We start from the raw sequence: 19340 nt of genomic DNA, 5'->3' as shown, positions 1-19340 counted from the left end.
CTCACTTCACTCCCTGTAGCGGGTACTGCTGCAGTACCTCCTTGTAGTAAGGTTCGTTGTCGATCTGCATGGTGGCGAGCACCCGCACCACGGCGCAGTAGAATGCGATCGTCAGCACGAGATCGGTCATGTGCTCGTCGGAGAGATGTTGCTTGATCTCGGCGAAGGTCGCTTCCGACATCGCGAGCTCGCGCACCATCTCGCGGGCGCCCTTGAGGATCGCCTTTGCCAGCGGCTCGAGCTTCGACGGCTGGCCACTGGTCTCCGCGATCAGGCCCTTTATATCCTCGTCGGTGACGCCAAACTCCTTGCCGATCTTCACATGGTGGGTGAATTCGTATTCCGACTGCTCGAGCCAGCCGACCTGCAGGATCGCGAGTTCGCGTAAGCGCGGATCGAGCTTGCTCTTGAAGCGGATATAGCCGCCGACGCCGTTGAAGGCGCGCGCCATGTCCGGCGAGTTCACCAGCAGCTTGTGCAGATTGGTGTTGCGCTTGAGCATGTCGCGATATTCGGGGGCGACCTGATCGGCTTCGAGATAGGGCAGGCGGGCCATTGTTGTTGTCCTTGTTTCGGCGGCTTGCGGAAGAGGCGGCTGTTGTTTCAGCCGTAGAGGGCTTTGTGCTCGCTTTCGTAGTTGGCGTAGGAATCCTTCATGCTGGCGCCGTTGAGCAGCATCGTTCCGACCACCGCGTTGTCGGCATCGAACACGGTCGAGCGCACCCACATGCTCTCGGTGCGCTTGCTGCCGGAAAGCGCCACGACCTCGCGCTCGACCCAATAGGTCTCGCCGGGGAAGAGCGGCCCGCGCAGAAGACGAATCTCCTGGTCGGCGAACAGCCCGACGGCGGGGCCGCGGACCGGCAGCCGGTCCTCGCGCGCGCGGTACTGGAACAGCACGCTCAGCATCTCCATCGGGATGATGGCGCGGCCCCAGGGATTGTGCTCCAGCGAATAATAATCCGAAGGCTCGGTGATCACCTTGAGCTTTTCGGCCAGCGAAAATGGATAGAGATCGCCCATGTTCTGGTCGAAATCCATCTTGATCGCCTGCCGCGGCGTCTTCATGCCGACCTTGATGTCGGCGAGGATCACGGGATCGGTCAGCGGCTTCAATTCGCCGAGCCGGCGGCTGAGCGCCGTCTCGCTGCCGTTGCCATCGATCGAGGCGGTGCCGCGCAGGATCTCGGTGCCGTCGCGCCTGACCATCCCGATCGTGCAAACGGTCTGGCCCGGCTTCGGCTTCTCGATCTGGGCCTGCACCTCTTCGCCTTCGAACACCGGGTTGCGGTAATGCGCGGATAGGCAGCCAGTGATGAACCAGGCGCGGCCCCAGATCCGCTCGCACAGCGGCGCGAACTGGCTGAAATGGGTCGGTCCCTCGATCGTGCCGCCGCGAAAGCCGAGCTTCTGCGCGGTTGCATCGTCGTGAATCGAGGCGTGGGAGTCGTAGGTCTGGGCCTGCAGCATCTGCTTCGGGCTGCGCCAGGGACCCACCAGCAGATCGCCGTTCTCCAAGATTTCCGTCGTGAACGCGGATTCGACTGTAATCATCCTTGGTCTCCCTTTGCGCGCCACCGTTTCAAAGATGCCGGGGTTCGGCAAGGCCTTGCAGAACGACAAGGCCTCGCATGCGCAACATGAGATATGTGCTGCGGCCATGGAACGGGGCTGTTCATGCATAACAAAATCAGTGCATGCTGATGCATGATCATTTCGGAAGATAATCAGACCGGTCCGGACCGGCGTGGCTGACTGACGGGGAAACTGATGGCGTTGATGGAAGTTGGACTGGACGACAAGTACCGGTTGGACACGAAACGAATCTTCCTCTCCGGTACCCAGGCGCTGGTCCGATTGCCCATGTTGCAGCGCGAACGCGACCGCGCGCACGGGCTGAACACCGCCGGTTTCATCTCCGGTTACCGCGGTTCGCCGCTCGGTATGTACGACCACGCGCTGTGGCGGGCGAAATCCTTCCTCAGGGAACATGACATCGCCTTCGTTCCGGGCCTCAACGAGGATCTGGCGGCGACCGCGGTGTGGGGCAGCCAGCAGGTGGGCATGTTCCCCGGCGCCAAGGTCGATGGCGTGTTCGGCATCTGGTACGGCAAGGGCCCAGGCGTCGACCGTTCACTCGACGCGCTCAAGCACGCCAATTCCGCCGGCACCTCGCCGAACGGCGGCGTGATCGCGCTGGCCGGCGACGACCATGGCTGCCAATCCTCCACCCTGGCGCATCAGAGCGAGCAGGTGTTCGCCTCGGCGCTGATGCCGGTGGTCAATCCGGCGACGCTGCAGGATTATCTCGACCTCGGCATCCTCGGCTTCGCGCTGTCGCGCTATTCCGGCTGCTGGGTCGGCTTCAAGGCGATCTCCGAGACGGTGGAAAGCTCGGCCTCGATCGTCAGCGATCCCGATCGCATCAAGATCATCATGCCCGACGATTTCGAGATGCCGCCGGACGGGCTCTCGATCCGCTGGCCGGATCCGCCGCTCGAAGCCGAGCGCAGGTTGCACGGGCCCAAGATGGAGGCGGTCGCGGCCTTCGCCCGCGTCAACCGCTTCGATCGCATCGTGCTGGATTCGAAGCCGGCGCGGCTCGGCATCATGGCGACCGGCAAGGCCTATCTCGATCTGCGCCAGGCGCTCGCCGATCTCGGCATCACCGATGCCGATGCGCAGGCGCTCGGGCTGTGCATCTACAAGGTGGCGCTGACCTGGCCGCTCGAAGCGCGCGGCGCGCGCGCCTTCGCCGAGGGCCTGCAGGATGTGCTGGTCGTCGAGGAGAAGCGCGGCTTCATCGAGGACCAGCTGGTCCGCATCCTCTACAACATGGACGCCTCCAAGCGTCCCTCGGTGGTCGGCAAGCGCGACGAGAGCGGCGCTCCCTTGCTGCCGAGCGAGGGCGAGCTGACGCCGACCATGGTCGCCGCCGCCGTGGTGGCGCGGCTGCGCCGGCTCGGTCACCGCAGCCCGCTGCTGGAGCAGCGTTTGGCAAAACTCGAGGCGTTCGATCGCCCCGCCGAGGGCACGGGCACCGCGAAGCTGCAGCGCACGCCGTATTTCTGCTCGGGCTGCCCACACAACTCGTCGACCAAGATCCCCGAGGGCAGCCGCGCCATGGCTGGCATCGGCTGCCACGGCATGGCGCTGTCGGTGCCGAACCGCAACACCCAGACCATCTCGCATATGGGCGCGGAGGGCGTGAGCTGGATCGGGCAGGCGCCGTTCACCAGCGAACAGCATGTGTTCCAGAACCTCGGCGACGGCACCTACACCCATTCCGGCTTGCTGGCGCTGCGCGCAGCGGCCGCGGCCGGCGTCAACATCACCTACAAGATCCTCTACAACGATGCGGTTGCGATGACCGGCGGCCAGCCGGCCGAGGGCGGCTTTACGGTGTCGCAGATCGCACACCAGGTCTGGGCGGAGGGCACCAAGCGGCTCGCGATCGTCTCCGACGATCCAGACAAATATCCCGCCAATTATTTCCCGGCCGGCGCTACCATTCATCATCGCCGCGAGCTCGATGCCGTGCAGCGCATCCTGCGCGAGATCGAGGGCCTCACCGTCCTGATCTACGACCAGACCTGCGCCGCCGAGAAGCGCCGTCGCCGCAAGCGCGGGCTGTTCCCCGATCCGGCCAAGCGCGTCTTCATCAATGAGCGCGTCTGCGAGGGTTGCGGCGACTGCTCGGTGGCGTCGAACTGCGTCTCGGTGCAGCCGCTGGAGACCGAACTCGGCCGCAAGCGCCGCATCGACCAGTCGAACTGCAACAAGGATTTCTCCTGCATCGAGGGCTTTTGCCCGAGCTTTGTGATGGTGCAGGACCCCAAGCTGCGCAAGGCGGACCGCGCTGCCGCCGATCCCAAGGCGTTGTTCGCCGACTTGCCGACGCCGCCTGTGGCCGCGTTGAGCAATCCCTACAACATCCTGATCACCGGCATCGGCGGCACCGGTGTGATCACCATCGGCGCGCTGCTCGGCATGGCCGCGCATGTCGAGGGGCTCGCCTGTTCGACGCTCGACTTCACCGGCCTGTCGCAGAAGAACGGCGCCGTGATGAGCCATGTCCGGCTCGCGCCCGCCTCCGACATGCTGACCACGGTGCGCATCGCACCGGGCAATGCCAACCTGATCCTCGGCTGCGACCTCGTCGTCGCCACCAGCGTGCCGGCGCTGAGCCGCGCCGAGCGCGGCGTCACCCGCGCCGTGGTCAACGCCGATCTCTTGCCGACCGCGAGCTTCGTGATCGATCCCGATATCGACTTCGAAGCCAGCTCGATGCGCGATGCGCTAAACGGCGCGGTGACGCCTGGCGACCTCGATATCCTCGATGCCACCGGGCTTGCCACCGCGCTGATGGGCGACAGCATCGCCACCAACGCCTTCATGCTCGGCTTTGCCTTTCAGCGCGGCGCGATCCCGCTGTCGCTGGAAGCGATCCTGAAGGCGATCGAGCTCAACGGCGCCGCCATCGAGATGAACAAGACCGCGTTCTCGTGGGGCCGGCTCGCCGCGCATGATCTGCAACGCGTGGTCAGCGCCGCACGCTTCAAGAGCGCCGGCGCCGCGCCGGCCAAGAAGACGCTTGATGAGGCGATCGCGTTCCGCGCCAAATTCCTCACCGACTATCAGGACGCGGCCTACGCCAGGCGCTATCTCGACGATGTAGCGCGCGTCCGCACCGCCGAGGCGGCGGCCGCGCCGGGCTCGCAGGACCTGACGGAGGCCTTCGCAAAGGGCCTGTTCAAGCTGATGGCCTACAAGGATGAATACGAAGTCGCGCGGCTCTATTCCGACGGCGAGTTCAGCAAGGCCTTGAGGGAACAATTCCAAGGCAATTCCGGCTTGAAGGTCTTGCTGGCGCCGCCGCTGCTGGCCCAGCGCGATCCCGTCACCGGGCGGCTGCAGAAGCGTGAATTCGGTCCGTGGATCTTCACGGCGTTCGGCATGCTCGCAAGGCTGAAGGGCCTGCGCGGCACCGCCTTCGACATCTTCGGCTATACCGCCGAGCGCAAGATGGAGCGCGCATTGCCGGTCGAGTATTCGGCGATGATCCTGCGTCACCTCGACGGCAAGAAGCCGCTCGACTTGCCGCGCCTCGTGGCGCTGGCGAAGGCTGCGGAGCTCGTGCGTGGTTATGGCCACATCAAGGAGGGCAACGTCGCCCGCTACCGCACCGAATGCGCTCGGCTGGAGCGCGCGATCAGCCAGCCGCTGGCGCAGGCGGCGGAGTAAGGCCGGGGAACTTTCCACAGCCGCCCTGGTTGACCGGCAACCCTGCCTGCAAGCGGTGGCTGGATTCGTACGCCCGAGCCCCTACATGATGGCTGTCTGTTCGAGTGATTTCAGGAGGCCGTTTGATGGTCCTGAAAAACGCTTTTGTTGCAACCGTTTGTACCGCGTGCCTGGCTTTGGGCGGCGTGGCGTTGGCTGACGAGTATCGCCCCAGCGAGTTCTTCAGCCTCGATCTTTCACGCGCAGTGTTGTCGCCGAAGCCGCTTGGCCCGGCGGCGCAGTTCGAGCCCGTTCCGGTCGAGGCGAAGACCGACCATGGCCCCGATCAGCATGCGAATGTCGAGCCGCAGGTCGAGGAGCCGAAAGTCGCGCCGAAGAAAGCCGTGCGGACCACCAGGGTGACCGCGCCGCACGAGAAGAAGCGCGCGGAAGCGCGCGTGCCCGCCCGTGCCAAGCTCGCGCGCCGCCACTCGAACCCGCTCGATGCGGAGGCCCGTGACACACGGATCCAGACCTGGCCGTGCCGCACCGGCGGCATCTGCAACTGGCATCGGTGAGGCGGCGCTCTCGCGCCTCTGCTTTCTCGAAGTGCGTCAATCCTTGACCCGTCATCCTGAGGTGCGAGCGAAGCGAGCCTCGAAGGATGGATCGGCCACGGACGGGCCGTTCATCCTTCGAGACGGCCGCTTCGCGACCTCCTCAGGATGACGGGTTTGGTGCTTGAGCGCTCGATATCCGGGGCCGCCGTCCCAGCAGCCGCCCCCGAGTCATCCCGCCGTCGCAAAACCGTCGGCGGAGAGTCAAGAAACCGTAAGGCCGGAGTCAAGGAGCGCAGGCAAAACCTTCGGTGCGATTCGACGAAGGTTATTCGATGCCGACAGCGAACTCCGCGAGGCGGCGAGGCCTCACCCGGCGCCAGCTTCTGGTGCGCTCGGCGTCGACCGCGGCGCTGGCGGGATTCGGCGCGCTGGCAAGACCGTATCTGAGCCGCGCCGCGGATCGGCCCGCGATTGCGGGCATCCAGTCCGGCGACGTGGCAAGCGATTCCGCTGTCATCTGGGCGCGCGCCGATCGCGCCGCGCGGATGCACATCGAATGCGCCGCGGTCGAAAGCTTCGCCAGCATCCTGCGCACCGTGTCCGCCGATGCGCTGCCCGAGCGCGACTTCACCGCCAAGCTGCTGCTCGACGGCCTGCCGCCGGGCCAGGACCTGTTCTATCGCGTGCGCTTCGAGGACCGCGAGGGCACATCAGGCGAAAGCCGGGTCGGCCATTTCCGAACCGCGCCGGCCGACCGGCGTCCCGTCTCGTTCGTCTGGTCCGGCGACGTCGTCGGGCAGGGCTGGGGCATCGACCCCGCGCGCGGCGGCTTGCGCAGCTACCGCACCATGCTGGACGAGCGTCCGGACTTCTTCATCCATTCCGGCGATCACATCTACGCCGATTGCACGGTGCCGTCGGAGCAGAAACTCCCAAACGGTGAGATCTGGCGCAACATCGTCACCGAGGAGAAATCCGTCGTCGCGCAGAGCCTCGATCAGTTTCGCGGCAACTACAAATACAACTGGCTCGACGAGAGTTTCCGCGCCTTCCACGCCGAGGTGCCGATGTTCGCGCAGTGGGACGACCACGAGGTGGCCGACGACTGGTCGCCACTCGGCACCACCGATGCGACCGGCTATGAGGCGGACGGCAGCTCGCGCCTGGTGGCACGGGCACGCCGCGCCTTCCACGAATTCATGCCCATGCGGCTGATGCCGGAGCGCGATGGCCGCGTCTACCGCAAGATTCCCTACGGGCCGCTGCTCGACGTCTTCATCATCGACATGCGCTCCTATCGCGATTCCAGCTGGAACAAGCAGGGCGATCCGGACCACGCCTGCATCCTCGGCCAGAGCCAGCTCGCCTGGCTGAAGCGGGAGCTGGTGGCGTCGGATGCTGTCTGGAAGGTGATCGCGGCGGATCTGCCGATCGGCCTCGTCAGCCTCGATGCGGTCGCGCTCGGCGACGGGCCGCCCGCGCGGCGCGAGCACGAGATCGCCGATCTGTTGTCCTTCATGAAGCGCGCCGGGGTCCGCAACACGGTGTGGCTCACCGCCGACATGCACTACACCGCCGCGCATCACTATGATCCGAACCGCGCGGTGTTCCAGGAGTTCGAGCCGTTCTGGGAGTTCGTCTCCGGTCCGCTGCATGCCGGCACCTGGTCGCCGGGCGAGCTCGACAACACCTTTGGCCCGAAGGCGATGTACCAGAAGGGCTGCTCGGCCGAGCAGGGCGACAATCTCGCGCCGTGCTTCGGGCTGCAATTCTTCGGCCGCGTCGACATCGACGGCAAGACCGGCGTGATGACGGTGACGCTGAAGGACGTCGACAACCACGACCTCTGGTCGGTCTATATCGAGCCGCGGCCGGACGCGCGGCCCGGCCAGATCATGGCGCAGCACATCTAGCGCCGTCTCTGATCCGTCGCGACATCTTGATTGCCGGCGTCTTGCCCGAGGGCCCGGTTTGCGGGCAGACTGCGTGTCGGCAGTCCTGCCAATTTCATTCCCACGAAACGATTTGCTGGCGTGACGTCGTCGATGGCATCGGCGTCCCACGCGTCAGGAGCTATCCATGGAAAATCTGCAGACACAGGGCATCAGCCTGCCGCAGCTCGGGCTCGGCACCTTCCGCATGCAGGGCGATACCTGCCGCGCGGCGGTCGAGAGCGCGCTTGGGCTCGGCTATCGGCATATCGACACCGCCGAGATGTACGGCAATGAAGAGGCGATCGGGGCGGCGATCGCTGCCTCGAATGTCGCGCGCAGGGACCTGCACGTGACCACCAAGGTCTGGCACGAGAACCTGGCGCCGGATGCGATCCGGACAGCGTTCGACGCCAGCCTGAAGAAGCTGCGGCTCGATCACGTCGATCTCTATCTGGTGCACTGGCCGTCGCGGAGTATGAAGCTGCCTGCCGTCTTCGAGACGCTGATGAAGCTGAGGGAGGAAGGCCGCACTCGCGCGATCGGCGTCGCCAATTTCACCACCGCGCTGCTCAAGACCGTGGTCGAGGACATCAAGGCGCCGATCGCCTGCAACCAGATCGAATATCACGCGATGCTGGACCAGACGCCGGTGCGCAAATATCTCGCCGCGAAATCGATCCCGCTGGTGGCCTATTGTCCGCTCGCCCAGGGCCGCTTCGCCACCGACGAGACGCTGGCGAAAATCGGCAGCAAGCATGATGCGACCGCGGCGCAGGTGGCGCTGAAATGGCTGCTCGATCAGGATGGAGTGGCGGCTATTCCGAAAGCCTCGCGCGCCGAAAGCCAAAAGGCCAATCTCGACGCACTGAAGGTCAAGCTCGACGACGCGGACCGCAAGGCGATTGCCGCGCTGCCCAAGGACATGCGCTGCGTCAATCCGGGGTTTGCGCCGGCGTGGGATTGAGGCCGCTGGCCCTGAGGAAGCAGAAAAGAAAATGGCTCCGTGAGGAGCCATTTTCCGTTGTGTCGGTCCTTAGTAGTGATGACGCTTGATGATCACCGTCCGGTCATGGCCGTGATGCCAGCCATGATGCCAACCGCGATGCCAGCCACGGTCATGGCGCATTTCGGCGCGTGCGCCCCAGCCGCGGTCCCAGTGATGATGACCGCCATGTCTGATCACGACCGTCTCGGCGCTCGCGATCGACGGAACGGCCACCGCAAGCGCACCAACCGCCGCGAGAACAAAGCCAATCTTTTTCATCTCATCCTCCTCAAATAAGCGAAGAGAAAACCGTACGGAGGTTGAAACGTTCCGCAGGAATCAGAGGAGTTTTCTGAACGCTTGTTCAGCAACTGCCTCGAACGCTGCTGCCGTCGCGTGTTGGTGCGCACAACCGATGAGCGAGCGCACGGGCGGCTTTCCCGGCCTTGCCTAACCGCTGCGTCCGACGCATCATCGCGCCATAAAAATCAATGTTCGGGGGGACGTTGCCATGAGCGAATTTTCACGCCGGGATTTTTTGAAAGTGACGGGATCGGCCGCTGCCGCAGCCATCGCGAGGCCGGCCGCTGCGGCGATGGGGCCGGACGACAAGTTCGACCTCGTGATCAAGAACGGCGATGTCATCGATCCCAGCCAGTCGCTGCGCGGCAAGCGCGACATCGGCATCCGCTGGGGCATCATCGAGGCGATCGAAGACGAGATCCCGGCTGCTCGCGCCGCCAGGACCATTGACGCGTCGGGCAAGCTCGTGATGCCGGGTCTGGTCGATCTGCACTGCCACGTCTACCCGTACGGATCGGCGATCGGCATTCCCGCCGACGAGCTGGTGCAATTCCAGGGCACCACGACGGTGGTCTCGGCGGGCGACGCCGGCGTCAACAACCTCGCGGCGCTGCGGCGCTTCATCGTCGCGCAATCGCGGGCGCGGATCTACGCCTTCGTCCACATCGCCAACAACGGCCTGTCGGCATTCCCGGTGGCCGAGCTCTACAACATCGACAACGCCCAGGTCGAAGCCTGCGCGATGGCGCTGGCCGAGAACCCCGACTTCCTGATCGGGGTCAAGGTGCGGATGTCGGAAAACGTCATCTTCAAGCACGGCCTCGAGCCGCTGAAGCGCGGCATCCAGGCCTGCGAGATGTGCGGCTGGCCGGCGCGGATGATGGTACATATCGGCGGCGTCGAGACCAGGGAGCTGATGTCCGACATCCTCGATCTGCTGCGGCCGGGCGATATCCTGACCCACGCCTATTCCGGCGCGCCGAACATGTCCGGCGCTTTCACCAATATCGTCCAGGAGGGCAAGCTGTTGCCGGCGGCGCTCGCGGCCAAGCAGCGCGGCGTGCTGTTCGACGTCGGCCATGGCGGCGGCAGCTTCGATTTCACGGTGGCCGAAGTCGCGATCCCCGCCGGCTGCGCGCCCGATACGATCTCCTCCGACATCCACGTCTTCTCGGGCAACTCGCCCGGCATTCCGTTCCTGCCGAACGTGATGAGCAAGTTCCTGGCGATGGGCTCGTCGCTGGATCAGGTGGTGGCGATGGCGACCTCGGCGCCGGCGCGGATCATCAACCGGACCCCGAAGGTCGGCACGCTGCAGCGTGGCGCGCCCGGCGACGTCGCGATCATGGATCTCGTCGAAGGCCCGGTCTCCTTCGTCGATACCCGCAACAACAAGCGCGACGGCAATCTGCTGCTAAAGCCGGTGCAGACCGTGGTCAACGGCGTGCCGTTCGGCCGGCCCTATCAGGCGCCGTTCTCGGTGAGGTAGGCGCGCAGATCCGTAGAGCATGATGAGATCAGATCGAATGGCGACCGCAAGCGCGCTGCGCTCCCTCGCCCCGTTCTTACGGGGAGAGGGTTGGGGTGAGGGGCTGCCTCCGCATATCCGGTGATAGCCGAGGTTGCGGAGGCTCCCCCTCACCCGGAACGCATCTGACGATGCGTTCCGACCTCTCCCCGCAGGGGCGAGGTGAATCGGAGTCCGCAACTCGCTTCAGCGCAAAGTCATCATGATTTAGCCGCGCTTCTCCACATTGCTGCTGCGCGCCGGCACGCCGAACTCCTTGCGGCACACCTCGGCCAGCGCGGCAACGCCCTCGCGGATCTGCTCGTGCGAGGGGCTGGCGAAGCAGAGGCGGAGCCGGCTGCCGGAATGGGCCTTGCTGGTCGACCATTCCGGTCCCGGATTGATCGAGACGCCGGCGGCAAGCGCCGCCTGATAGAGCTTCAGCGTGTCGACATTGTCGGGCAGCTTGACCCAGAGGAAGATGCCGCCCTTGGGCGCCTCGAATTCGGCCGCGGTGCCGAACTGCTCGTTCAACGCCTCCATCAGCGTATCGAGCTTGGCGCGCAGGCCCTTGGTCAGGCGCGGCACATGGGTCGAAAAATGCGGTGCGCAATATTCCGCGAGCACCATCTGCTCCAGTGCGCCGGAGCCGGCGTCGGTCTTCAGCGGCAGCATTCGCGACATGATCCCCCAGGGCGCGACGATGAAGCCGACCCGTAGCGCAGGCGCGATCGATTTGGAGAACGAGCCGATATGGATCACGCCGCCATGCTTGCTCATCGCATAGATCGCGGGCGGCCGTTCGCCGTTCCAGATCAAATCGGCATAGCAATCGTCCTCGAAGATCGGCACGCCGTATTCCCTTGACAGCTTCAGCATCCCGGCGCGGCGGCTCTCCGGAAGGATCGAGCCGGTCGGGTTCTGCACTGTCGGGATGGTGTAGATGTATTTCGGCGTGATGCCGCGCCGCTTGTGATCGGCGAGTGCCGCAGCCAGCGCATCGATCCTGATGCCCTCGCCATCGAGGGGAATGCCGACCGCATTGACGCCGAGCCGTGTCAGCCGGTTCAGTGAGCCCTGATAGGTTTCCTGCTCGATCAGCACGGTATCGCCCTTGGCGAGCAAGGTGTGATTGACAAGATCGAGCGCCTGCAGCGAGCCGGAGACGATCATGATCTCGTCCGGCGTGCAGGCAATCCCGGCGTCGCGCTTCAGCTTCTCGGTCAGGAACTGGCGCAGCGGCAGATAGCCCTGCGGCCCGTGCGCGAGATTGTAGGTCGCCAGATTCCTGCCCTCGCGCTTCAACACGGCGTTGACCGCCTCCAGCAGCCCGTCGACCGGGACCTGGTCGGGATCGTTGTTGCCGCCGACGAAGCTGTATTTGGCGAGCCCGGTCCAGCGTGCGGCCGGGGCAGGCAGGCCGGCCGCGAGTAGCGGTGTAAAGTCGAACTGGGCTGAGGTGGACATGGACGTTTCGCTCCGTGTTGTTATCGTTGAGAAGGCCGCGGCAAGCGGCCTTCCATGAGGTTAGTTCTTGCCGACCGGCCGGATCGGCCGGCCCTGGCTGATGAAGGCGTAGTGCCCTGCGCCGACACTGCCGACCATCAAGGCCTCGACCGCCGGTTCCGCGATCTCGCCGGCGGCCGCCCAATCGACCACGAAATTCGCGCCGGTGCCGCCGCGGGTATCGGTCGTGGCGATCGCGACCTCGACGGTCGCAAACGGTTTTAGCGCGACCGGCGATTTAAGGTAGCTCTCCACCATCTTGCCTGATGTGTCGAAATAGGCGATCCGCTTCAGCACCAGCGGCTTCGTCTCGGAGGCGTTGTGCACGCTGAGCGTCACCGAAAAATCGGCCCTGAGCTTGCCCTGGCTCATCGACACGCTGGAATACACCGGCACGTAGAATGCACCGGAGGCGGTGAGGCCCTCCGATGGCACCGTCGTCAACGAGTTCGCGAAATTTTGTTCAATACTTGCCGAGGATTGTGCTAGCGCCTCTGACATGCGCACGGTGAGCAGGCAGAGCAAAACTGCGAGAAAAATGCCGCCTGCGCGGATGTGACACATTGCTCGGTTGATCCTCACGCCCGGCCCTCTAGGTTGCGGCAACAGGAAGTCTTTGACGCATGCATGAACTGATTCCCGATATCACGCTCTGTATCCTGTTTGCCTGGGGGATTGGGCTGCTCGCCCACTTCTCCCGGCAACCGCTGATACTGGCCTACCTTATCGCCGGCTTTTTCATTGGTCCATTCGGCATGGGCTGGGTCAAGTCCCAGGAATCGATCAGCGTCATCTCCGAGCTCGGCCTGATCTTCATGCTGTTCATGATCGGGCTGGAAATCGACCTCAAGAAGATCATCCGTGCCGGCAAGGTCATCCTGTTCGCGGGAGCCGGCGAGCTGATCGGCGGCTGCCTGATCGGCGTGGCGTTCTTTGCCGCTATCGGGCTTGCGGTCGGCGGCGGCAAGTTCGACGCGATCTATCTCTGCGTCGCCTGCTCGTTGTCGTCGACCGTGATCATCGTCAAGGTGCTCTACGAGAAGCGCGAGCTGGATACGCTGCCGGGCCGCATCACGCTCGGCGTGTTGGTGCTGCAGGACATCTTCGCGATCCTGTTCCTGGCGGTGCAGCCGAGCCTCGACAATCTGCAGATCAGCGTCGTGCTGTTGTCGATTGCCCGCGTCGCGGTGCTGGTCGCGACCGCGCTGGTGCTGAGCCGCTACGTGCTGCCGCGGCTGTTCCACCAGATCGCGCGGCGGCCCGAGCTCGTGCTGCTCGGCGCGCTCGCCTGGTGCTTCCTGATCGGCGAGATCGCCGAGCGGCTGCATCTGTCGCGCGAGATGGGCTCGCTGGTCGCCGGCGTCTCGATCTCGACCTTTCCCTATGCGCTCGACGTCACCGCCAAGGTCACGACGCTGCGGGATTTCTTCATCACGCTGTTCTTTGTCGCGCTCGGCATGACGATCCCGATTCCGGGCCTCTCGGTGATCTGGCTTGCGCTCGTCATCGCGGCCTTCACGGTGGCGAGCCGCCTGATCACGACGTTCACGCCGCTCTATCTGATGAAGCAGGGCCTGCGTGCCAGCCTGCTGCCGGCGATCAACCTGGCGCAGATCTCCGAGTTCTCGCTGGTCGTGATCCAGACCGGCGTCGCCGCCAACCACATCGGAACCGAAACCGCGAGTGCGGCCTCGTTCGCCTTCGTCGTGCTGGCGGTGCTCTCGACCTTCGCGATGGGGCGCAGCGACCAGATCGTGCGCGGCCTGATCGGTCCGTTGAAGCGGATCGGGCTGCGCGACCTCGATCAGGAAGGCCAGGGCCGCGGCGAGGCCGGGCACGAGGGCGGACATGGCGAGATCCGGCGCATCGTCATCCTCGGCTTTTTCCGCGCGGCGAGCGCGCTGATCAGCCAGATCGAGCGGCAGAACCAGTCGCTGCTCGAGCAGATCAGCGTCATCGATTTCAACCCGCTGGTGTTCCGCACGCTGTCCGACCGCGGCATGCATGTGATCTATGGCGACATCAGCAATGTCGACACCCTGGTTCATGCCGGCATCGGCAAGGCCGAGATCATCATCCTGAGCGTGCCGGATTTCCTCTTGGTCGGCGCCGACAATGAGAAGCTGGTGCGCCACGTCCGCGCCCTCAATCCGACCGCGCGGATCGTTGCCACCGCGGACCTGTTGACCGGCGTCGACGACCTCTACAGCGCCGGCGCCGACTACGTGACGGTGACCCGGCTCAGCGACGCCGGCGAGCTCTATTCCGTGATCGAGGCGGCCGACGCCGGCCTGCTCGACGACAAGCGCGCCGAGCTGGACGCCCAGCTCAGCGACCGGCGCGAGGTGCTGCCGTAACGCCGGTCTCAAGGCTGTCCATCACCTCTCCCCATCGGGGAGAGGTCGATTTGCGCAGCGGGTGAGGGGGCTCGAGTCCCACGAGAGGGCTGAACCCCTCACCCGGATCGCATCGAGCGATGCGATCCGACCTCTCCCTTTGGGAGAGGTGAAATCTCCCCTCCTGGTATCCCTGCCGGATGCATGGCGGGTTGCATAATGATACTGGCGCTGACATCGGAACCCGGCTAATCCACTGCCTGCATATAGCGAGATGTCAGGACAATGGCCGATACGATCCAGGAAGTGCTGCAAGCCTTTGCGAAGGGTGAACTCGTCGTCGTCACCGACGATGACGACCGGGAAGGCGAGGGCGATTTGATCGTCGCGGCGTCGTTCTGTACGGCGGAGAAGATGGCTTTCATCATCCGCCACACCTCCGGCATCGTCTGCGCGCCGATCACCACCGAGGATGCCCGCCGGCTGCGGCTCGACCCGATGGTGGCGCACAACGAGTCCAACCACACCACCGCCTTCACGGTCTCGATCGACTACAAGCCCGATGGTGGCACCGGCATCTCGGCCGAGGAACGCGCCTCCTGCTGCCGCGCGCTCGCCAATCCCAATGCCGGCGCCAATGATTTCGCGCGTCCCGGCCACATCTTCCCGCTGATCGCGCGCGACGGCGGCGTGCTGCTGCGCTCCGGCCACACCGAGGCGGCGGTCGATCTGTGCCGGCTCTCCGGCCTGCCGCCGGTAGGCGTCATCAGCGAGCTGATGAACGACGATGGAACCGTGATGAAGGGCGAGCAGGTCGCCAAATTCGCCGCCGCCCACAAGCTCAAGCATGTCACGATCGCGGACATGATCGCCTATCGCCAGGCGCGCGAGAAGCTGATCGAACGGGTCGCGACCTTCACCACCGAAAGCCCGATCGGCCCGCTGCAGGGCTACGCCTATCGCTCGCCGTTCGACGAGATCATGCATGCCGCCTTCGTCTATAACGGCATCGGCGACGGCCGGGACGTGCTGACGCGGCTGCACAAGCCGAACATCGTGAAAGACCTGTTCACCGGGCCGGCGCGAATGGAAGCCGTGCTGCGGCATTTCAAGGATGCCGGCCGCGGCGTGCTGGTATATCTGCGCGATGGTGCCGCCGGTGTTCCGGTCGAGCCGGTTGGCGAGCAGAAGACGGCGGAGGCCGATCGCCACAGGCAGTGGCGCGAGGTCGGCGTCGGCGCACAGATCCTGCGTGATCTCGGCGTCACCTCGATCCGGCACCTGACTTCGTCGGTGCATGACTACAAGGGATTGTCAGGTTTCGGCATCGAGATCGTGTCGAACGAGAAGCTGGAGACCTAGCACTGTCATTCCGGGGCGCGCGATAGCGCGAACCCGGAATCTTGTGATTCCGGGTTCGATGCTGACGCATCGCCCCGGAATGACGAAGGTCCCAATTCAATTGCGCTTCGCAGCATAGCGCTTTAATTTATCCGCCAATTTCCGATAGACGATGCGAAAGGATGTTTCATGAGCGTGCGCCCCCAGGCCAAGGACAAGCCGGCTGCCGCCAGCTTCCAGTGGGATGATCCGTTCCTGCTCGACGACCAGCTCACCGAAGACGAGCGCCTGATCCGCGACACTGCGCGGGCCTATGCGCAGGACAAGCTGCTGCCGCGGGTCACCAAGGCCTATCTGGAAGAGAAAACCGACCGCGAGATCTTCAACGAAATGGGCGAGCTCGGCCTGATCGGCGTGACGCTGCCCGAGGAATATGGCTGCGCCAATGCGAGCTACGTGGCCTATGGCCTCGTGGCGCGCGAGATCGAGCGCGTCGATAGCGGCTATCGCTCGATGAACTCGGTGCAGTCGTCGCTAGTGATGTATCCGATCTACGCCTATGGCGACGAAAACCAGCGCAAGAAATATCTGCCCAAGCTCGCGACCGGCGAATGGGTCGGCTGCTTCGGCCTGACCGAGCCGGATGCCGGTTCCGATCCCGGCGGCATGAAGACCCGCGCCGAGAAGGTCGCCGACGGCTACAAGCTCAACGGCGCCAAGATGTGGATCTCGAACGCGCCGATCGCCGACGTGTTCGTGGTGTGGGCCAAGTCGGCTGCGCACGACAACCAGATCCGCGGCTTCGTTCTCGAGAAGGGCATGAAGGGCCTGTCGGCGCCGAAGGTCGGCGGCAAGCTGTCGCTGCGCGCCTCGATCACCGGCGAGATCGTGCTCGACAATGTGGTGGTGCCGGAAAGCGCGCTGCTGCCCAACGTCTCCGGCCTCAAGGGCCCGTTCGGCTGCCTCAACCGCGCCCGCTACGGCATCTCCTGGGGCGCATTGGGCGCTGCCGAGGACTGCATGCACCGCGCGCGGCAATACACGCTCGACCGCAAGCAGTTTGGCCGGCCGCTCGCCGCCACCCAGCTGGTGCAGAAGAAGCTCGCCGACATGGAGACTGAGATCGCGCTCGGCCTGCAGGCCTCGTTGCGCGTCGGCCGCCTGATGGACGAGGGCAAGATGGCCCCTGAGATGATCTCGATCGTCAAGCGCAACAATTGCGGCAAGTCGCTCGACATCGCCCGCATGGCGCGCGACATGCACGGCGGCAACGGCATCCAGATCGAGTATCACGTGATGCGTCACGCCGCGAACCTCGAGACGGTCAACACCTATGAGGGCACGCACGACGTCCATGCGCTGATCCTCGGCCGCGCAATCACCGGCATCCAGGCGTTCTCGTAAGGGCGCTTGCTCGTCATTCCGGGGCGCGCCAACCGAACTCAGGTTTACCCGAGTTCGGCAGATCTTAAATGTCTAAGTCGGCAACAGCCGATTTGGACGGCGCGAACCCGGAATCTCGCGCCGCGTTCCTTTCCCTTCTTTCGAGATTCCGGGTCTGGCCCTGCGGGCCATCCCGGAATGACGATGCAGAGAAAATCCCCATGGCCGACAACGACGACATCCCGTTCAACCGCGACTTTCCGCTGAAGCCCGGCGTGGTCGAACAGGTCCGCCCCGGCGTTCGCCGTGTCCTCTGCAACAATCCGAGCCCGTTCACCTTCACGGGCACGGTCAGCTATATCGTCGGCGAGGGGAAGGTCGCGATCATCGATCCCGGTCCCGACGACGAGGCGCATGCCAAGGCGCTGCTCGATGCGGTCAAGGGCGAGACCGTGACGCATATCCTGGTCACCCATACCCATCGCGACCATTCGCCGAACACGCCGCGGATAAAGGCCGCGACCGGCGCGCCGGTCTATGCCGAGGGACCGCACCGCGCCTCGCGGCCGCGCTTCGAGAGCGAAAAGCACAATCCGGAATCCGGCGCCGACCGCGATTTCCGGCCCGATGTGCAGGTCAAGCACGGCGACGTCATCGAGGGGGCAGGCTTTGCGCTGGAGGCGGTCGCGACCCCCGGCCACACCGCCAACCATCTGGCGTTCGCCTGGGCCGAGCGCAGCATCAATTTCGTCGGCGATCATGTGATGGGCTGGTCGACCTCGATCGTGGCGCCGCCGGACGGCTCGATGATCGATTACATGGCCTCGCTGGAGCGGCTGGAGCAGCGGCCCGAGCAGCTGTATTTCTCCGGCCATGGCCCGGAGATTCCGGAAGGCCCGCGTTACGTCCGTTTCCTGGCGCGGCATCGCCGGGCGCGCGAGGCATCGATCCTGCATCGTCTCGGCAAGGGCGATGCCGACATTCCGACCATGGTGCGGGCGATCTATATCGGGCTCGATCCGCGGCTCGCCAATGCCGCCGGCTATTCGGTGCTGGCGCATCTGGAGGACCTGGTCGCACGCGGCGTCGTGGCGACGGACGGCGATCCCGTGATCGGCGGGACGTACCGATTGGCCTAGTTCGTCATTCCGGGATGGTGCCAAGCACCAGACCCGGAATCTCGAGATTCCGGGTTCATCGCTGCGCGATGCCCCGGAATGACGCTACCGCGTCACTTCTTCACCGTCTTCGCCGGCGGCGCCTTTGGCGCGACAGGAGCCGCCTTCTTCGCCGGCTTGGCATTGTCGTTCTCGGCCGCGCTGTTGAGGTCTTCGATCAGCTTCTTGACGCGGGCGGCGTTGCTGCCGAGATCGGTGTCGAAATAGCGCGACGCCGAGCGGATATCGACGCGGGAGTCCTCGTCGTCAGGCGTGACCCGGATCGAGACGTCCTCGCGGAAACCCATGATCGGCGTCCGCGCTACCGCCTCGATGCGGCCGATGCGGCGCGGCGGCTGCGGCGCGCGCGCGTCGATGACGAGCCATTTGCGGCGGTTCACCAGCCGCAGCGTCAGCTCATAGGCGCGGTCGACCGGGGTTTCGAGCTCGACGGTTTCGATATCGGGATAGGCCGCGCGCTGCCGCTCGGCCGAATAGAGGCCGGCATAGGCGGCAGGATTGGTGCCTTCCCCGGTGCGCAGCCGCGCCAGCGCCTCGAATTTCGGCGGGTCGATCGCGTCGGTGGTGACGTCGTAAATCCGCGGCAGCTTGCGGTACTGATAGATGAGGTAGGCCGGGTAGGCGAGGATCGCCGCGTCGATCAGCAGCGCGAGCAGGATCCGGCCCATGCCGCGGGTGCCGTTCTGCCAGATCGCGGCAAAGGCGGCCAGCCCGAGCAGGATCGACAGGCCGGCCAGGCCCAGCGCGCCGAAGAAGGTCGCCAGCGCCGGCTTGACCTCCAGGAACCCGAAGCGGACGATCAGGATCGAGACCACCACCGCGACGACGGAGAAGATGGCGAGGTTGCGCGACCAGGTGGCGAGACCGGACACGGGCTCCTGCTGGTAGGGAGCGGAAAACCTGCGCGCCATCGTCGAAAAATCTGCCGGTTGAGATGTCCTCTGGCGACCTCGGCCGCCGCGATCAGTCGTGTGAGACCACGGACCTGCGGCGAATTCAAGGGATTTGGGCTTTACCCCGAATCGTCATGGCCGCGCATAGCCGTCCGAAGGACGGCGTCGCTTGCGCTCGCCTATGACCCGGC

The 19340-nt window shown here is 64.9% G+C and carries 15 protein-coding genes; 9 read left to right on the top strand and 6 right to left on the bottom strand.

The window, feature by feature from the left end; translation table 11 throughout:
- Position 1 precedes the first annotated feature (1 nt).
- The gene (locus tag J2R76_RS16410) at positions 2 to 556 is read right to left on the bottom strand and encodes a carboxymuconolactone decarboxylase family protein (protein ID WP_057015427.1); all 555 of its coding nucleotides are present in this window, start codon (positions 554 to 556) and stop codon (positions 2 to 4) included.
- A 47-nt stretch (positions 557 to 603) separates the two neighbouring features.
- Positions 604 to 1554, bottom strand: coding sequence for a hypothetical protein (locus J2R76_RS16405; protein ID WP_229190636.1), 951 nt, complete (start codon positions 1552 to 1554; stop codon positions 604 to 606).
- 216 nt (positions 1555 to 1770) lie between these two features.
- Between J2R76_RS16405 and J2R76_RS16400 the strand changes: the two genes are divergently transcribed.
- The 4 genes from J2R76_RS16400 to J2R76_RS16385 all read left to right on the top strand — a co-directional run bounded on the left by J2R76_RS16400 (position 1771) and on the right by J2R76_RS16385 (position 8681).
- Positions 1771 to 5244 (top strand): indolepyruvate ferredoxin oxidoreductase family protein, encoded by a 3474-nt coding sequence (locus J2R76_RS16400; protein ID WP_253624187.1) that lies wholly within the window; start codon positions 1771 to 1773, stop codon positions 5242 to 5244.
- Positions 5245 to 5369: 125 nt separating this feature from the next.
- Positions 5370 to 5801 carry a hypothetical protein gene (locus tag J2R76_RS16395; RefSeq protein ID WP_253624186.1) on the top strand — a complete coding sequence of 144 codons (432 nt, stop codon included), beginning with the start codon at positions 5370 to 5372 and terminating at the stop codon, positions 5799 to 5801.
- Positions 5802 to 6115: 314 nt separating this feature from the next.
- Positions 6116 to 7696, top strand: coding sequence for an alkaline phosphatase (locus J2R76_RS16390; RefSeq protein WP_057015423.1), 1581 nt, complete (start codon positions 6116 to 6118; stop codon positions 7694 to 7696).
- A gap of 166 nt (positions 7697 to 7862) precedes the next feature.
- On the top strand, positions 7863 to 8681 hold the full coding sequence (locus J2R76_RS16385; RefSeq protein ID WP_057015422.1) for an aldo/keto reductase: 819 nt from the start codon (positions 7863 to 7865) through the stop codon (positions 8679 to 8681).
- 69 nt (positions 8682 to 8750) lie between these two features.
- On the opposite strand, the gene J2R76_RS16380 is transcribed toward J2R76_RS16385, so the two are convergent.
- Positions 8751 to 8981: a hypothetical protein gene (locus J2R76_RS16380; RefSeq protein ID WP_050387960.1), complete on the bottom strand. Its 231-nt coding sequence runs from the start codon at positions 8979 to 8981 to the stop codon at positions 8751 to 8753.
- A gap of 232 nt (positions 8982 to 9213) precedes the next feature.
- Between J2R76_RS16380 and J2R76_RS16375 the strand changes: the two genes are divergently transcribed.
- Positions 9214 to 10494 carry an amidohydrolase family protein gene (locus J2R76_RS16375; RefSeq protein ID WP_253587669.1) on the top strand — a complete coding sequence of 427 codons (1281 nt, stop codon included), beginning with the start codon at positions 9214 to 9216 and terminating at the stop codon, positions 10492 to 10494.
- Between the two features lie 246 nt (positions 10495 to 10740).
- On the opposite strand, the gene J2R76_RS16370 is transcribed toward J2R76_RS16375, so the two are convergent.
- Together J2R76_RS16370 and J2R76_RS16365 are read right to left on the bottom strand one after the other, a co-directional pair.
- Entirely contained in the window at positions 10741 to 11979 is a 1239-nt protein-coding gene (locus tag J2R76_RS16370; RefSeq protein WP_168857204.1) for a PLP-dependent aminotransferase family protein, read from the bottom strand.
- A 60-nt stretch (positions 11980 to 12039) separates the two neighbouring features.
- The gene (locus J2R76_RS16365) at positions 12040 to 12582 is read right to left on the bottom strand and encodes a DUF3124 domain-containing protein (protein WP_375162624.1); all 543 of its coding nucleotides are present in this window, start codon (positions 12580 to 12582) and stop codon (positions 12040 to 12042) included.
- Positions 12583 to 12641: 59 nt separating this feature from the next.
- On the opposite strand from J2R76_RS16365, the gene J2R76_RS16360 reads away from it, so the two are divergent.
- From J2R76_RS16360 to J2R76_RS16345, 4 genes are all read left to right on the top strand, one after another.
- Entirely contained in the window at positions 12642 to 14375 is a 1734-nt protein-coding gene (locus tag J2R76_RS16360) for a cation:proton antiporter (protein WP_057015201.1), read from the top strand.
- Positions 14376 to 14639: 264 nt separating this feature from the next.
- Positions 14640 to 15716 (top strand): 3,4-dihydroxy-2-butanone-4-phosphate synthase, encoded by a 1077-nt coding sequence (ribB, locus tag J2R76_RS16355; RefSeq protein WP_028334516.1) that lies wholly within the window; start codon positions 14640 to 14642, stop codon positions 15714 to 15716.
- Positions 15717 to 15884: 168 nt separating this feature from the next.
- A complete protein-coding gene (locus tag J2R76_RS16350; protein ID WP_253624185.1) occupies positions 15885 to 17099 on the top strand; it encodes an acyl-CoA dehydrogenase in 1215 nt (404 codons plus the stop codon).
- 200 nt (positions 17100 to 17299) lie between these two features.
- The gene (locus J2R76_RS16345) at positions 17300 to 18217 is read left to right on the top strand and encodes an MBL fold metallo-hydrolase (RefSeq protein WP_253624184.1); all 918 of its coding nucleotides are present in this window, start codon (positions 17300 to 17302) and stop codon (positions 18215 to 18217) included.
- A 92-nt stretch (positions 18218 to 18309) separates the two neighbouring features.
- Here J2R76_RS16345 and J2R76_RS16340 read toward each other — a convergent pair whose 3' ends face one another.
- Entirely contained in the window at positions 18310 to 19167 is an 858-nt protein-coding gene (locus tag J2R76_RS16340; RefSeq protein WP_057015203.1) for a DUF1499 domain-containing protein, read from the bottom strand.
- Between the last annotated feature and the right edge of the window lie 173 nt (positions 19168 to 19340).

The sequence above is a fragment of the Bradyrhizobium sp. USDA 4532 genome, assembly GCF_024171315.1.
In the GTDB taxonomy this organism is placed as follows: domain Bacteria; phylum Pseudomonadota; class Alphaproteobacteria; order Rhizobiales; family Xanthobacteraceae; genus Bradyrhizobium; species Bradyrhizobium australafricanum.
This window is presented reverse-complemented; position numbering and strand designations above follow the sequence as displayed.